The following is a 14,199-nucleotide window of genomic DNA, read 5'->3' on the forward strand; positions in this document are numbered from 1 at the left end:
CTCAAGATGTTTCAACTCATCGGTTGGGCCGCTGCGCTGACGGCGGCCCTGACTGCAGCCACGTCCGGAACGATTGCCGCTGAGCGGACCGACCGCACGACAGCGATACGCGCCAAAATTCTCGATCCTCAGGCAGGCCCGGTGATCATTGCGCATCGTGGCTGCCACAATCCTGCGCCTCGTCACGGCCTGGCGAGCACGCCTGAAAATTCCCTCGCGGCGCTCGAACAGTGCATTGAGATCGGCGTCGACGTCATGGAGACCGACATACGCCGCACCCGCGACGGCTACCTGGTGATCATGCATGATGAAACGGTTGATCGCACTACCAACGGGCATGGTCGCGTTTCGGCAATGACAATTGCGCAGATCAACGGACTGCGTCTGCGTGAGAATGAGGGCGGCGAGGGCGCCGCTCTGACGGACCAGCGCGTCCTGACTCTCGATCAAATGCTGACGCATGCCCGAGGCCGCATCATCCTCAACCTGGACGTCAAAGACGCAATCTTTGGCGAGGTTGCGGCTGCGGTTCGGAGAGCAAACGCCGTCGAGCGGGTGATCGTCAAGGCATACGCGGGGATCGCCAGCCCACCCTTGGCAGATCTAGCACCCTATGATGCCGCGCCCTTCATCGCCATCCTCTCCTCGGCCGACGCAACCGGCGCCGAACTCCCCACGGTTCTAGCACAACAGGGCCGCGCGCGGGTCCGGCCCATCGCTTATGAAGTGCCTCGCATGCCCGTCCGAGCTTTGCCGCCGCTGGCGGCTGCCGCACGATCGGTGAAGGGGCGCCTTTGGGCAAACAGCCTCTGGGAGGGCGCCGTCGAGGGCGTAGGCGGAGACATAGATGCTCTACGCGACCCCGATGCTGTCTGGGGCCGACTGGTTCGTGGCGGCGTAACCATGATCCAAACTGATGAGCCGGAGGCGCTGCGCGCCTACATCAAGCCAAAGGAGCGGTGATGATTTGAGAGGCGCTGACACGTCAGAGCCGTATCCCGAGCCGAGGATTGGATACCCAGCATGGGCTTAACCGAACTTTTGCTATCGATCGCAATCCGATCAGGGGGCATCACATAAAAGGGGCACAGATATACGGTAGCGACGATCATGCTGGCAGTCGGGTGGTCTGACGCAGGGGCCGCAGCTTACCATCTGATGTGCCGGGGCCGGCCCAGAGATAGTCGCCGGTCAGGTTGATGTGCTGCCATCCGAGCGGGGAGAGGTGCTGGAGCAGGGCGGGCGGCACCGGGCGACCCTGCCGATCGAGGTGACGCATGGCGACTTCGAGGTAGGTGGTGTTCCACAGCACGATCGCGCCGGCGACCAGATTGAGCGCGCTGGCGCGGTGTCCCTGGGCTTGCAGGCTGTGGTCGCGGATGCGGCCGGTGCGATGGAAGAAGATCGCGCGCTTGAGAGCGTTCTGCGCCTCGCCCTTGTTCAGCTCGCGCGTGGCCTGGCGTCGTTCCTCGGGACGTTCGATCCAGTCGAGCGTGAACAGCGTGCGCTCGACGCGACCGATTTCGCGTAGCGCCAGCGCCAGACCATTCGCGCGCGGGTAGGAGCCGAGCCGTTCCAGCATCACCGATGCGCTGGTGACGCCGGTGCGGATCGAGGTCGCAAGCCGGATCACGTCCGTCCAGTGATCGGCGATCAGCGCCTCGTCGATCGGCTGTGCCGCGAGCGGAGCGATGTCCGGTCCGGGCCGCATGTCGGCGAACAGGTGCAGGCGTCGGGCGGCGATATTGGGGATGCGTGGCGCGAAGCGGAAGCCGAGCAGGTGGCATAGCGCGAAGACATGATCGGAGACGCCGCCCCCATCGGTATGGTGGCGTTCGATCGCGAGGTCGGCACCGTGATGGAGCAGGCCGTCTAGGACATGCGCCGCTTCGCCGGCACCGGCAGAGATGACCCTGGAATGGAACGGCGCGTAACGGTCGGAGACGTGCGTGTAGAAGGAGACGGCGGGATCGCTGCCCTTGTGCGGGTTGATCGCGCCGGTTGCCTGCGCCCGCCTGTCGAGCGGGAAGTTCTGCCCGTCCGAGCTGGACGCGGTGCCGCTGCCGAACATCGCCGCGAGCGGCATGCGGTGCTGTGCCTCGGCCAGTCTCGCCAGCGCCGTGCCATAGCTATCCTCGCGCAGGTGCCAGGCGGAGAGCCATCCGAGCTGGCGCTGCGTTACCAGCCCGCAGGCTTCGGCCATGCGAGCGTGGCCGAGATTGGTAGCATCGGCGAGAACGGCGGTGAGGATCGCGCGCGGATCGTCATGCGGCCGACCCGTCGTCAGATGGGTGAAGCAGTCGGTGAGGCCGGTCCAGCGATCCACGTCGGCGAGCAGGTCGGTGATCCGGATCGACGGCAGGTGCGCGTAGAGCGGGGCGAGCACGCCTTCCGCTTCGTCGGGCGTGATCGCCCGCAGGGGTGAGATACGCAGACGACCGTTCGCGAGCTGCACGTCCTCCAGCGTATCGGCTGCAATCTTCGCTTCGACCTCTGCCAATCGACGCGCGAGCAACGCCTTGCGTTCGGCCAGCCAGCCCATGGGCGTATCAGCGACGGGCACGGGCAACGGCCCTGCGTCGCGCATCGCGGCGAACACCGGTGCAGGGATGAGCTGTTGTTCGACGGCACGATAGCGTCGGCTGCCCTCGACCCACATGTCGCCGGCGCGCAGCCGATCGCGCAGCTCGGCCAGCACGCAGAACTCGAACGTCCGCCGATCGAGGACGGCGCGGTCGATGCGTCGTCGCCAAGTTGTGCGAAGGAAACCCAGCGCCACGCCGGGTGGCAGCTTGCGCAGGTGACCGCTGCCGAGGTCGCGCATGACGGCGACGGCATGGGCGAGCGGAGCGCAGGCCGGCACCGCGCCGAACGTGAAGGCGGCGACGAACGCCGGCCCGATCTGGCGGAGAATAGGTGCGTTCGAGCGGGCAAGCTCGACCGGATCGAGCGGGTCCGGACGGACGAGGTGGCGTGCTTCCTCAACCTCCGTCGCCAGTGCGTGCCAACCAATGATGCTCTCGACGGCTGCGAGAGGGTCGGCCCTCTCGGCGCGCGCCGTCATGATCGCCTCGCCGAGCTGGGCGAGCAGGCGTATCTTGGTATTGATGGTGCGGCGGTCGCGCTTCAGCGCAGCCTCTTCGCGACGTTCCGCACGTCGGAACAGCTGTCCGAACAGACGCTCGAACATCAGCACGGCATCGTCGGTCAGCGTCACCTGCGTCTCGATCGCGGTGGCGACCAGCACCGCACGCCTGCGTACCGGGTTGAGCGTGGCGAGATGCTGGGCGGTGAGCCGGGCGCCTTCCTGTGACAGGCGACGCAGCCGCTCGGGGTGGATCGCGGCAACGAGCCCTGGATCGAGGTGGATGGCGCGCAGGATCGCCAGACGGTCGAAGATCGCGGCAAAGGTGCGACGCCCCGGCTTGCCTGGCGGCTGACGTACCCACGCCAGCACGCTGGTTGATGTCCGGTCATGCCGGTCCAGCAGCGCATCGAGCCGGTCGCGCTGCATGACGGTGAGGTTCCGGGTAAGCAGGTCGCCGACATGGCGCTCGGCATCGAGCAACGCCTTGCCGACCAACCGCTCGACAGGCGTGATGCCGGGTACGATGATCCGGCGCCGACGCAATTCATCGAGCAGCAGCCTCGCCAACGCCGCGCCATTGGTCGTCGTCAGCGCGGGCGGTAGGAGCCACGCCTGTAGCTCGGTCCGCACCGGCCGGGAGAAGGGCTGGAAGCCGAACACATCGCGCAGCGTGTCGAGCTGCTCGTAGCGGGTCGGACCACGCGCCGCATAGTCAGCCAGCACTTCCGGCGCGATGCCGAGCTGCTCGCCGACGAAGGCGAGCGGGGCGTGGCGAATGACCTCGCCCGGCCGAAGCAGCCGCCCCGGATAGCGCAACCCACATAGCTGGATCGCGAAGCCGAGCCGGTTGTGCGGGCGCCTGCGGCTGACGATGATGCGCAAATCCTCCGCGCTCAGCGTCCAGTGCCGGACCAGCGCGGCTTCGTCCTCTGGCAAGGCGAGGAGGTCGGCGCGCTGCGCCTCTGTCAGGACGGAGCGGCGCGGCAATTGGGATCAGGCCTTGGCGGGGGCGGTCCACCCGATCCGCGCTAGCGTATCAATCAGCGTCGAGCGAGCGACGCCGAAGTTGCGGCACACCGCGGCCTTGCTGGCCCCGCCGTCGAGTGCGGCGGTGATCGCCTCGATCTTCTCTGCATCAATCATCGGCGGCCGGCCGCCCTGCCGTCCCCGACGTTTTGCCGCGGCGAGCCCGGCCATGACCCGCTCGCGGGTCAGCGCGCGTTCGTACTGCGCCAGCGCGCCGAACATCGAGAACAGCAGCTCGCCATGTGGCGTGGTCGTGTCCATCGCCTCGGTCAGCGAGCGGAAGGCAATGCCGCGCTCGCGAAAGTCGGTGATGATTGACAGGAGGTGCGGCAGTGAGCGCCCGAGCCGGTCGAGCTTCCACACCACCAGTGTGTCGCCTTCCTTCAGCCAGGCGAGGCAGGTCTTGAGGCCAGGACGATCGTCGCGTGCGCCCGACGCTCTGTCGGCATGGATGTGGCGCTCATCGACGCCGGCCGCGATCAGCGCGTCGCGCTGGAGATCGACCGATTGCCGATCGTCGGCCGACGACACCCGCATGTACCCCACCAGCATGTGCGACAAACCCTTCCGACCCGGTTTCCGCATGGTAGGGCAAAACGACAGGGTTTGTCGTGCAGTTTTGGCCTACTCTGGCCTCCGGTTCTGACCGGCTCGGCCTGCCCCCTCGGAAATCACCTGTTTGTCGTTGCCGTCACCCCGTCTCCGAGGAAGTCGATGACGACCCGTGCGAATGCTTCGGGCTGATCCAGCATGACGAAGTGAAAGCTGCCGTCGATCCGCTTAAAGCTGACGTGCGGGGTGGAAGCGTAAGCATTGCGGAACGTCGCATCGATATTGGACGCCGGCACGCCGTAGATGGGATCATAGGCATAGACGACCTCCACCGGCGCAGTGATGCGGCCAAGTTCGGGGCGCAGATCGGTGGTCATCAGCTCGTAGGTGGCATCGATCACGGTCTTGCGGTCCGACCTGATTCCCGCCGCGATCAGGGCGGGCCGGACCGCCTCCGTCTTGGCGAGACGGGCGATGGATGCGGATTGCATGGCTTCGGCCTGTGTGGCCGGTGCCGCCAGCATTGCGTTGCGAAACACGGCTGCCTGCGGCTTGACGCTGTCGCTGGTAGCGGCCGGATCGATCAGCAGGCTGTAGAACGGCAGGGCATCGACGATCAGCAAGCGCCCGACCCGATCGGGATAACGCGCACCCAGCATCAGCGCCACCTCACCGCCCAGCGAATGGCCGATGATGGTTGGTGCCGTGAGGCGTTCACGTCGAATGTAATTAGCGATGGCTTCAGTCGTGGGGGCGGCGACCCGCCCGTCTGGATCAGGCACCGCAGGTAATCCCGCGAAACCCGCGACCTGCACAAGGTGGAGTCGATGGCCCTGCCGCAACCGGGCAGCGAGGCCAGCCCATACCTCGCGTGAAGATGCCAGACCTGGGATCAGGATCACGTCCGGTCCGGTGCCCTCGACCGTTACCGAGATGCGGTCTGACTCAACCGTCGCTGGTGGGGGTGAGGCTGACTGTGCCGACGCCATCGACGCCGATGACAAAGCGATCCCGATCGCCGCGAGCATGGTTCGCGCACGCATGACATTCTCCCTGTTGCAATAGTTATGGTTCGAACACGTCTTCGATCTTGAGGCCGAACACGCCGGCAATGGTGAAGGCGAGCGGAAGGCTCGGATCGTAGCGGCCGTTCTCGATCGCGTTCACCGTCTGGCGCGACACGGACAGCGCGCCGGCGAGGTCGCCTTGGCTCCAGTCACGGGCAAGCCGCAGCTCCTTGATCCGGTTGTTCACCGGTAGCGTCGAATGGCGATCAGCGAACCGATGCCCCACAGCGTGCCCATGATGGGCCAGACTGCAAAGGCTCGCAGATGCGGCAGTCCCGCTCCCTCGGCGAAACCCCAACCGAAGGTGATGAGTGCGGTGCCGAGGAAGGAAATGGCGATCGCATCAAACTGGATGCGCCGCTGCATTTCGTCCATCCGCCACAAGGCGCGCAGGATCGCCCATGCCGCTGCAAAGGCACCGAGCATCGGGGCTAGGTTGATCGCTAGCTTCAAGGCACCCGTAGGCTCTATCGCTCGCTCGACCGCTGCGGCACCGAAGAGCAAGGCTGCGTACAGTGCGAACGCGCTCCCCAACTCGATCAGATATTGCTTGGATCGGAACATCCGTACCACTCCCTGTAAAACACCTTTTACAGAGCAAGTAAGAGCCTGTCAAACGTCCTTTCCATTCCCTGCCGCTGACAATCACGGAGCTGGCGTTGCTACCGTATATCCGTGCCCCTTTTATGTGACGCCCCCGCTTTGTCGATGGCGAATGACGAGACCTGGTGGTTAGTTGACGTTCAATCAGAAGCTACCCCGTCGGCAACCTCACGAGTTCTCGCGGGGCAGCGCACACCAGTCGCCTGCCGTAGACGGGCGTAGAAGGACACGGCTCGCCGACCAAGCGTCCGGCTCCTCGGTGCCATTCAGACCTTCCGCCCAGAAACGGTGCTCGAAACTGCACTCGGCTTTGAAACCCTTGATAATCCAACGGCAGGAAGCATTCCGTACCTCCACCCTCCCAGCTACCATCTCGTACACGCCGCAGTCGCCGTCCTCCTTGCACGCACAGTGCTCAGAACGCAGCGAAGTGGAGTCAGGCAGCGCCGTAGCACGCGGAACTGCTGCGCACCCCCCAAGAGAGGCAGCCATAGCACCGAGACATAGTCTCGCAGCTAACGAGCTTAAGCGGATCATGTCCGCTAAGGTCGCTAATTCTGAGAGTGTTCGCAACTGGGTCGTTCGCTACGGATCAGTTCTGAATGTCCGCATCTGGGGCGTTAGCCGCCGTGCCTTCAGTCGGTGGTGGAGCCTGCGATGATCGTGAGCCGTTGTATTTCCGGGATGTGGACGCTAAACAGGAAGACGCCCCACCATTCCATTCCGGGCGCGAAGTAATCCGATACGTCAGGCAGATTGGGGCTGGTCCAGTCCCGTATCGCACTTTGCTGCGTGGCCGGCAGGATAAAGTCCCTGATGTCGTCAAAGACCGACTGCACCTCGCTCGGCTTTCCCTTCAATCCATAGGGTGGATTCGAAAACGCGTACGCGAACTGCCCTCCGACACCGGCCTCGGGGCAAGCCGCAGCCCCGGACATAAATTTCACGCCGTCCAACTTCTTGAGCTTCGGATTATGCAGTTCCGATCCGTCAGCCAACTTGTAGCTGCCGACCTTCAGCAACATTCCGCTCTCAAGATCGTACCAGTCGCCGAAAAAAGCTCGCTCACGGATCGGCTTGCACCCCAATGCTCGCAGCTTTGCTTCACTGAATGTGCCGGCGTGCCTTATCGCATGGGGAATTGCTGTTAGAATTTCCTGCTCGGTGCCGCCGGCATCGTCGAAAACTGCGAAGTCCAACACCCCCAACATCTTGCTGTAGCGCTTAAAGGCGGGCGGGAGGTTCTCGACGCGTTTCATAGCGCGCTTCTACGACACGGGTGCGACGTCCGCTATTGGGCGATTTTGTTGAAAAACGCTCAGGCGCGCCGGAAGCAGCTCGCGATGAGCAAGACTCGTTCGCAACGCCGCCCAACGGTGCACGATCGTGACTTCAAACCGGCGTTCATCGCAACGACGTTACGCGGTCAGCGTTGCTGTCGGTTGCATATCGAGTTTTTCAACAAAATCGGGCGGAAGCGGAAGAGCGGCTTTTAGCGTCCGCTTTGCCGGCGCGGAACGTCGTGGTGTGATGGGAAAGAGACAGTCAGCTTCCCGCGGCGAGAAGGCGTATAGCGGGCGTCACAAGTCTCGCCGTGCATGACGTCCGGAAAGTCGACGATCGGTTCAAATGTACGGTCGGACCACGCAATCGCCTTAGCTAAACGGAGTGCTTCACTCGTTAGCGTTCTGACAGCTTCCATTGCAGCCTTGTGATAAAGTCACCTGAGACGGTGCGGCCGTCCGCATCTCGAGCTGGATTGTACTTGAGCTTACGAAGCATCGTACATGTTGCCTCGTCCAGGCTTGGAGATCCGCTGCTATCTAAGACTTTGCACCCTAGGGCGCTTCCCCTTTTACTTATAGGAAGCAATACCTGGGTACTGCCCTCCTGCTTAAGGCGAAGCGCCTCCTTGGGATAATCATCATCAACCATGAACGAACCAGCTGGAACGCGTGGCGATGGCGCTTTACTTCGATCCGGTGAAGCGGCTTCCTCAGGATGCAGAAGTCCAAAGATCAAAGCCAAAACTATGCCAGCGTACATGGGGGCCCTTCAGATTGCGCGCGACGGCTACAGTCTCATGAGACGACGTGCAACTGCACTGTGCCGCGGCATGAACCGGAGCAGTACTAGATCCCAGTTAGGCGGAGGAACGGTCCAGACCGGACGCTTACGCTCATGGCAACGTTTCGGGACCGTTTTCGTTAATCAGCCGACGGAGGGGAAACTTATGGCTGAAAACCCAGCATTTTACCGTGACCGCGCACGTGAGCAGCGGGATGCGGCTGAAGCGACTACCTTGGCAAATGTCCGCAACCGCTGCCTCTCGGCCGCTGAATCCTGGGAGCGGATGGCCGAGCGAGGCGAAGGCATCGGCCGCCGCCAAGCGGAACGCTTGGTTGCAGCCACACCGGCTGAGTAGCCAACACTATCATCCTGTCACACTGAGTACCTGCCGGCTGCTTGCTTAGAGCAACCGGCACACCGTAGTGCAGCCTATCAACCAAGAGAGCACAGTTCGCATGCGAGTAGAAGTTCGCGATAACAACGTCGACCAGGCCCTGCGCGTCTTGAAGAAGAAGCTCCAGCGCGAAGGCGTCTATCGCGAGATGAAGCTGCGAACGCACTTCGAGAAGCCTTCTGAGAAGCGTGCGCGTGAGCACGCAGCAGCGGTTAGCCGGGCCCGCAAGGCCGATCGCAAGCGGGCTGAACGGGATCGTTGATCTCCCCCGCGGACGTGGCGGAATGGTAGACGCCGGGGACTTAAAATCCCCTGCCCTTCGGGGCGTGCGGGTTCGAGTCCCGCCGTCCGTACCAGTGTCGAGATTGCAACTGTGCAGAATGACCGCGGACCGTAAGGCTCCGCATGGGAGCCCTACGGCAGAATTTCGATCAGCTGTTGTCGGTACCTGACGTTTTCACGTCTTCGGCTTCGTTTCCTTTGGGAGGCGAGGCCACCGAAACGCCGGTGGGATTGATTGTGTCGCCACCTGGGTTCTTCTGATCTTCCTGATCGTCAGGTCCTGTCGAATTGGGCATATTGCCAGCCATATCGCGCGCTCCTGTGTTGCTACGCCTAAAGAACGCACGGCACCTGCCGAGGTCCCCGTGCTGAACAGCACGGCGCTCGCTTCGTTAGCCGCCGTTAACCAAGTCTTTACGTATTTCTTCTGAGGATGGCGCATCGATCCGGGGGGCCGGAGAGTAGCAATGACCGTATCAGTAGGTCTGATCCGCGAACTGGAGCGGGTTCAACGTTTTGCGCAGGATCTGAGCGATCCTCGCTCATACGCGGCGCTTAGCCGCTACCGTCGGGATCTCGAGGCAGATCTCGGCAAGCAACAGCGCGACAGCGTTCGGCAGCTGATGATCTAGGCCGATCAGGGCCGCGACGTTTTGCCGCGGCCCAGAGGCTGGTTTAGGCGTTGTCAGCCGGCGCGCTTGCCTTGCGCGCAACAGGTGCCTTGGCCTTCGTAGCCGGCGCCGCTGCCGCCTTGGGCTTACGGCCCAGGCCAATCTTCTTGGCGAGATCGCGACGCTGCTCAGCATAGTTCGGCGCAACCATCGGGTAATCCGCCGGCAGGTTCCACTTGGTGCGGTACTGCTCAGGGGTCATCTGGTAGTGCGTCATCAGGTGGCGCTTGAGCATCTTGAGCTTCTTACCGTCTTCCAAGCAGACGATGTAGTCGGGCTTGACCGACGACCGAACAGAAACAGCCGGCTCTTGCTTCACAGGCTCGGGTTCGGCGACCTCACCAAGTCCATTCAGTGCGTTATGAACATTGGCAATAAGCGTCGGGATGTCGCTCACCGAAACACTGTTGTTACTGACATGTGCAGCAACGATGTCCGCGGTAAGGGCTACGAGAGATTGCTCGGAATCGGTCAAAATAGATGTCCTGCTGGGGTGAGCGCGTAATGGCGCCGGCGCCTACTTATACGGGGATGACTGTATCTTCCAGTTCTTTGACTGCTTAGGCGTGTCCAAGAGAGAGACGTTGGAGCTTCTGAAGGAACTCTGCGCCTTCGGGCGTAGCTACAGCAAAGACGTCGCGCTTGTCGGCAGGGTTAGGCGCGCGGCGGGCAAGCCGCAGATCCGTCAGTCTGTTGAGCGCCCGCGTGATCACCGGCTTTGTGACCTTCAGCAGCTTGGCCACTCCCCGGATCGTGTGCGGTCCTTCGTCCATATGGATCAGCATCAACAAGGCCATCTGGCGGTTGGTAAGGTCAGGAACGCCCGATCGCACATAATCGAGAACCGTTGCCTTCCACTTCGTAAGCGGTGCTTCGTACGCTTGTACGTCCATGATGCTGTCCTCTCCTGGTCTTGCTTGCGTGCAGTGATTTCAGGAACTTGCTGCACAACGCGTCGCTCGGGCCAGGTGTCCGCGACTAGCTCCGCCGTCGGATGCCCGCGAGTTCGACCACATCGATCAGCGAAGCGTGCCGCAGCTTGTCGCTTCCTTTGAGGTAGCGGACGCTCACGCGCATCTTAGGCTCGATCCAGCGGGCCTTCTTTGCCTTTGGCATATTTGGTAGCGGCTTTCGACGCTCCAGCTGCTCGACCACTGCGTAGAACAGGTCTCGAATGTCAGCAGGCAACGTCACGGCAGCGCCCCCGACATACTCGAGCCCATCTTTCGTCTCGCGCGCGAGCAATGCCGAGACGGGCTCTCCCGGCGTCGCCTCGGTGCCAACCACGACAAACTCATCATGTGCCCAGGCTTTGGTCTTGAGCCAGTTGCGGGCTCGGCCGCTATGGTAGCGGCTTCCGCGCTTCTTTGAGACGATCCCCTCCAAGCCCATCTGCTCGACGGCTTGGAAGAACGCCTCCCCTCCCCCGCGTACATCCTGGCTGAAGTGGATAGACGCGCCGGCATCGAACCCCCCGACCAGCTCCTCTAGCCGCTCTCGGCGTTGCTCGATCGCCAAGGGACGCACGTTCGTGCCGTCGTGGTGCAGCAGGTCGAACGCCATGAAGACAAGGCTCTCGGGTGCGCGAGTGATCGCCGATCGTAAGCCGCCAAAGTCACAGCGGCCGTGCTGATCCTGGAGCACGACCTCCCCGTCGATGATCGCTCGCCGGCAGCTTAGGCTTGCGGCAGCCTCGACGATTGGGCGGTACTCATTGGTCCAGTCATGGCCATTGCGCGTGTAGGCGCGGACCTCTCCTCCATCGATGACCAGCTGGGTGCGGTAGCCGTCAAACTTTACCTCATGGATCCAGCCATCCCCCTCGGGCGGGGCGTCCACCAGCGTCGGGAGCATCGGCTCGATGAAGGCAAGCGGTGGCTCTGACGCACGCTCCGGAAGCGGTTCGTGCCCAGGCTCCTCATGGTGGAAGACGTCACCCAAATTTCGGCAGTCGACTGCCTGCCCACAGGCCGGGCAGGTGATGAAGTGAATGGACTCTGGCCCATCGGGCGCCGTCACTGGGAGGGCGTTTAGCTCGTGCCGGCTAAGAGGCGGATCGAAGCGCTTCACTGAGTGGAATCGCTCCCCACGCGGACTCGTTCCCGGGGATGGCGTGATGGGACGTGCGTGCCCCTGCCGTTCTACGGTAGGATTGCCCGACAAGGGGGGAGAGTGATGGTGAACCGCAGCATTGTACTGACCGCCCTCGGCTGCTTCTTCGCCGGCGCGGTGTTCGCCGTGCTCCTGTTTAGGTCAGGCTCGCCTTCCGCTCTTACCGGCGATTTGGATTCCGAATGGAGAAAAGCTTCGGTTCAGTTCGACACGAGACTTCGGGAACGCTTCCCGCCGGGAACTCCGATCGCCAGCCTTGCCCGTGAGCTGCAAGAGCAAGGTTTTGCGCCGACATGGTATGAAGTTGGCGGAGAGTATGGGGCAGTTCGCCAAGAGGGAAACTTCCCCTGCTCGGTGGCGGCTCGCGTCTACTGGCAACCCGGTCCGAACAGCACGCTCGCGTCCATCCGCGGCGTTTACCGCGAGGAAGGGTGTCTCTAACGCTTAAGTGTTTCCCCTGCGGCGCATTTCAGCGACATCGCGGCTAAGAAGTTTGTCTACTTCGGAGCCGGGGGGCTCGGCCGAAGGTCGCAGAAGAGCCAGGTCCAGCCATGCTGAGCCTGGCTTTTTAGCTTTCGGGCTGCCGCGAAACGCGAAACGCCCCGCCGGGGGGGTGGCGGGGCGCTCGATGGAACCGGTGCGACGGGGGGGGATAGCGCCGGTAGGAGTGGAACAGCCGAGCCGCCCCTCCGGTTCCAAGCGCAAGGTCAAACGGGTTGCGCGAGGCGTAGAAGCCCGGTGAAGTACCTGCCGTCGAGTCTGCCAGCCAGCGTCAAAGAAGGTGTTCTTACGAGTGCGCGGGAGCGCGCCTAAAGCGGCTTAATCGTGGCAGCAAAGGCACAGGTGTTTGAAAACGAACAATCGGAGAACGAATGACCGTTGACGGGTTTTGGCAGCCTGGTTAGGCTCGGAGCCTGCGACTTAGTCGGCATGGCTTCGCCTGCGATCCGGCCGATTTTCTTCGCGACAAGTTGTGGACGCTACGATTCTTAGTAATGCGAGCTTTATGCTTCATCTTGCCGGATATCCTTAAGACGTTCATCATAGGGTGGATACTATGGATGATGGGAATCAGCGCCTAGTTCTACCAATCAATGACTAGGATACTACATCAGTTCCGCTGCTTGGCAAAGCACAACGTGAGTAAACAGGACTATCTTGCTTTTTTATAGAAATCATGTCCGAGCTATGCTCGCGGGCAAGCCGTAATATAGCTAAAATCATGAGTATTGATCAAGCGGGTCCTCGTACGCTGAACAAGAACAAGCCTTTCTTTGTCCTGCGCTAACACGTGGCCCCTATATAGAACGCCGCTTACGGCAACACAGTTGGGGAACCTGCCGCGCGCCTGACGTATATGGTCAGCGTCGAGCTTTCCGCCTTTAGAGCCGGCAATCAGTCCCGTTGTCGCTAGAAGAAGACCGAACATCCACTTTAGGCTTATTGGCGTGATACGACCTACAAAGGTGAACACCGGGGATGTGATTTGGACAGCGTGCCTAACTCTATTAAACTTAAATATCGCCAAGGCTAGCAGGAGACCGAGGCTGATGCCCACGAACGCGCCAGCCAGCCAGCTAAACCAGTTCTCGAATATCATTGTGAGAATGGCGTAGAGAGTACATTCTACACCCTTTGTGACAAGCTCAGCATGTGTAATCTCGATCAACCCCGGCTTGATAGCGAAGCCTGAGAACAGCGAGTTGTAGTACCCCTGCCCGCTAAAGACGAGAAACCCCGCGATGGCTGTGAACGCAAGCGCCAGGTTCTCCGCGGAAAGACGACTAACTAGACCCCGTGCGGGAGAGCTAGCCGCGGCTATGCCGCTCTCCGATTGCGCATTGTCCGACAACAGCACGACTCCCTGAGGACGATGATTTCTTTCAGGCGTTAATTACGACGCCAGACCCGGCGCGGCTTTGACCAAAGGCTCTGAATTAGGTCCCCTAGAGTTTGCAAAGCTTAGGGGTCATTTGCAATGCTTAGCAGAACGAGGCGATCAGCTGGACGGTGACAGCCGAAAATCAGACGGCTCCGTTACAAAGGCGGTTCGCTTTGGTTATGCCCTTCGAGGACCGGCAAACAGCTGGTCCTTTATCGGGCGCCAACCCACTCAAAAAGGACTGAGTGGTGAGAACCACGTATAGCGGACCAAACAATGTTCACCCGTGAGCGTTCGGTCTGGGCCGTTCGTTTTTAAGAGCGGACTGTCCGCACGGGTAGTGCGGATGCCATGCCCCCCAGAGAGCTGCCTGAACGCGGGCTAACAACCTTATTCAGCTTTGTTGCACATGAACTTGGGCAATCGGGGGACATCGAAGGCGGCGCTCAGCC

Annotated in this window: 16 protein-coding genes and 1 tRNA gene; 5 read left to right on the plus strand and 12 right to left on the minus strand. The window is 61.8% G+C overall.

Annotated elements, in window-relative coordinates:
* The first annotated feature begins 6 nt into the window (after window positions 1-6).
* Window positions 7-963, plus strand: coding sequence for a glycerophosphodiester phosphodiesterase family protein (locus FHT02_RS13965; protein ID WP_184088707.1), 957 nt, complete (start codon window positions 7-9; stop codon window positions 961-963).
* Window positions 964-1,108: 145 nt separating this feature from the next.
* Here FHT02_RS13965 and FHT02_RS13970 read toward each other — a convergent pair whose 3' ends face one another.
* From FHT02_RS13970 to FHT02_RS22240, 7 genes are all read right to left on the minus strand, one after another.
* Window positions 1,109-4,075: a Tn3 family transposase gene (locus FHT02_RS13970; RefSeq protein WP_184088710.1), complete on the minus strand. Its 2,967-nt coding sequence runs from the start codon at window positions 4,073-4,075 to the stop codon at window positions 1,109-1,111.
* Between the two features lie 6 nt (window positions 4,076-4,081).
* Window positions 4,082-4,666, minus strand: a complete 585-nt coding sequence (locus FHT02_RS13975; RefSeq protein WP_184088713.1) for a recombinase family protein — start codon at window positions 4,664-4,666, stop codon at window positions 4,082-4,084.
* Between the two features lie 119 nt (window positions 4,667-4,785).
* Window positions 4,786-5,709: an alpha/beta fold hydrolase gene (locus tag FHT02_RS13980; RefSeq protein ID WP_184088716.1), complete on the minus strand. Its 924-nt coding sequence runs from the start codon at window positions 5,707-5,709 to the stop codon at window positions 4,786-4,788.
* Window positions 5,710-5,731: 22 nt separating this feature from the next.
* Entirely contained in the window at window positions 5,732-5,920 is a 189-nt protein-coding gene (locus FHT02_RS13985; protein WP_184088719.1) for a helix-turn-helix domain-containing protein, read from the minus strand.
* The gene (locus FHT02_RS13990; RefSeq protein ID WP_184088721.1) at window positions 5,917-6,297 is read right to left on the minus strand and encodes a hypothetical protein; all 381 of its coding nucleotides are present in this window, start codon (window positions 6,295-6,297) and stop codon (window positions 5,917-5,919) included. The genes FHT02_RS13985 and FHT02_RS13990 overlap by 4 nt, the downstream gene beginning before the upstream one ends.
* Before the next feature lie 674 nt (window positions 6,298-6,971).
* The gene (locus tag FHT02_RS13995) at window positions 6,972-7,595 is read right to left on the minus strand and encodes a hypothetical protein (protein ID WP_184088724.1); all 624 of its coding nucleotides are present in this window, start codon (window positions 7,593-7,595) and stop codon (window positions 6,972-6,974) included.
* A 421-nt stretch (window positions 7,596-8,016) separates the two neighbouring features.
* Window positions 8,017-8,382, minus strand: a complete 366-nt coding sequence (locus FHT02_RS22240) for an energy transducer TonB (protein WP_221239484.1) — start codon at window positions 8,380-8,382, stop codon at window positions 8,017-8,019.
* A 479-nt stretch (window positions 8,383-8,861) separates the two neighbouring features.
* Between FHT02_RS22240 and rpsU the strand changes: the two genes are divergently transcribed.
* Both rpsU and FHT02_RS14010 read left to right on the plus strand, forming a co-directional pair.
* On the plus strand, window positions 8,862-9,062 hold the full coding sequence (gene rpsU / locus FHT02_RS14005; protein ID WP_184088730.1) for a 30S ribosomal protein S21: 201 nt from the start codon (window positions 8,862-8,864) through the stop codon (window positions 9,060-9,062).
* Between the two features lie 8 nt (window positions 9,063-9,070).
* A tRNA-Leu gene (locus tag FHT02_RS14010) sits at window positions 9,071-9,156 on the plus strand.
* Between the two features lie 75 nt (window positions 9,157-9,231).
* Here FHT02_RS14010 and FHT02_RS14015 read toward each other — a convergent pair.
* Entirely contained in the window at window positions 9,232-9,390 is a 159-nt protein-coding gene (locus FHT02_RS14015) for a hypothetical protein (protein ID WP_184088733.1), read from the minus strand.
* A 159-nt stretch (window positions 9,391-9,549) separates the two neighbouring features.
* Between FHT02_RS14015 and FHT02_RS14020 the strand changes: the two genes are divergently transcribed.
* Window positions 9,550-9,714, plus strand: coding sequence for a hypothetical protein (locus FHT02_RS14020; protein WP_184088736.1), 165 nt, complete (start codon window positions 9,550-9,552; stop codon window positions 9,712-9,714).
* Between the two features lie 43 nt (window positions 9,715-9,757).
* On the opposite strand, the gene FHT02_RS14025 is transcribed toward FHT02_RS14020, so the two are convergent.
* The 3 genes from FHT02_RS14025 to ligD all read right to left on the minus strand — a co-directional run bounded on the left by FHT02_RS14025 (window position 9,758) and on the right by ligD (window position 11,772).
* Window positions 9,758-10,231, minus strand: coding sequence for a Ros/MucR family transcriptional regulator (locus FHT02_RS14025; protein WP_425506440.1), 474 nt, complete (start codon window positions 10,229-10,231; stop codon window positions 9,758-9,760).
* An 82-nt stretch (window positions 10,232-10,313) separates the two neighbouring features.
* Entirely contained in the window at window positions 10,314-10,646 is a 333-nt protein-coding gene (locus FHT02_RS14030) for a MarR family transcriptional regulator (protein WP_184088742.1), read from the minus strand.
* A gap of 85 nt (window positions 10,647-10,731) precedes the next feature.
* Window positions 10,732-11,772 carry a non-homologous end-joining DNA ligase gene (ligD, locus tag FHT02_RS14035; protein WP_184088745.1) on the minus strand — a complete coding sequence of 347 codons (1,041 nt, stop codon included), beginning with the start codon at window positions 11,770-11,772 and terminating at the stop codon, window positions 10,732-10,734.
* 156 nt (window positions 11,773-11,928) lie between these two features.
* Between ligD and FHT02_RS14040 the strand changes: the two genes are divergently transcribed.
* Window positions 11,929-12,306 carry a hypothetical protein gene (locus FHT02_RS14040; RefSeq protein WP_184088748.1) on the plus strand — a complete coding sequence of 126 codons (378 nt, stop codon included), beginning with the start codon at window positions 11,929-11,931 and terminating at the stop codon, window positions 12,304-12,306.
* 745 nt (window positions 12,307-13,051) lie between these two features.
* On the opposite strand, the gene FHT02_RS14045 is transcribed toward FHT02_RS14040, so the two are convergent.
* The gene (locus FHT02_RS14045; RefSeq protein WP_184088749.1) at window positions 13,052-13,717 is read right to left on the minus strand and encodes a hypothetical protein; all 666 of its coding nucleotides are present in this window, start codon (window positions 13,715-13,717) and stop codon (window positions 13,052-13,054) included.
* Between the last annotated feature and the right edge of the window lie 482 nt (window positions 13,718-14,199).

The organism is Sphingomonas xinjiangensis (assembly GCF_014199255.1).
Lineage (GTDB): Bacteria > Pseudomonadota > Alphaproteobacteria > Sphingomonadales > Sphingomonadaceae > Sphingomonas > Sphingomonas xinjiangensis.

Coding starts and splice junctions, on each gene's coding strand:
- FHT02_RS13965 (WP_184088707.1), top strand. CDS start 7: ATGTTTCAACTCATCGGTTGGGCCGCTGCGCTGACGGCGGCCCTGACT.
- FHT02_RS13975 (WP_184088713.1), bottom strand. CDS start 4,666: ATGCTGGTGGGGTACATGCGGGTGTCGTCGGCCGACGATCGGCAATCG.
- FHT02_RS13980 (WP_184088716.1), bottom strand. CDS start 5,709: ATGCGTGCGCGAACCATGCTCGCGGCGATCGGGATCGCTTTGTCATCG.
- FHT02_RS13990 (WP_184088721.1), bottom strand. CDS start 6,297: ATGTTCCGATCCAAGCAATATCTGATCGAGTTGGGGAGCGCGTTCGCA.
- FHT02_RS13995 (WP_184088724.1), bottom strand. CDS start 7,595: ATGAAACGCGTCGAGAACCTCCCGCCCGCCTTTAAGCGCTACAGCAAG.
- FHT02_RS22240 (WP_221239484.1), bottom strand. CDS start 8,382: ATGTACGCTGGCATAGTTTTGGCTTTGATCTTTGGACTTCTGCATCCT.
- rpsU (WP_184088730.1), top strand. CDS start 8,862: ATGCGAGTAGAAGTTCGCGATAACAACGTCGACCAGGCCCTGCGCGTC.
- FHT02_RS14015 (WP_184088733.1), bottom strand. CDS start 9,390: ATGGCTGGCAATATGCCCAATTCGACAGGACCTGACGATCAGGAAGAT.
- FHT02_RS14020 (WP_184088736.1), top strand. CDS start 9,550: ATGACCGTATCAGTAGGTCTGATCCGCGAACTGGAGCGGGTTCAACGT.
- FHT02_RS14030 (WP_184088742.1), bottom strand. CDS start 10,646: ATGGACGTACAAGCGTACGAAGCACCGCTTACGAAGTGGAAGGCAACG.
- FHT02_RS14040 (WP_184088748.1), top strand. CDS start 11,929: ATGGTGAACCGCAGCATTGTACTGACCGCCCTCGGCTGCTTCTTCGCC.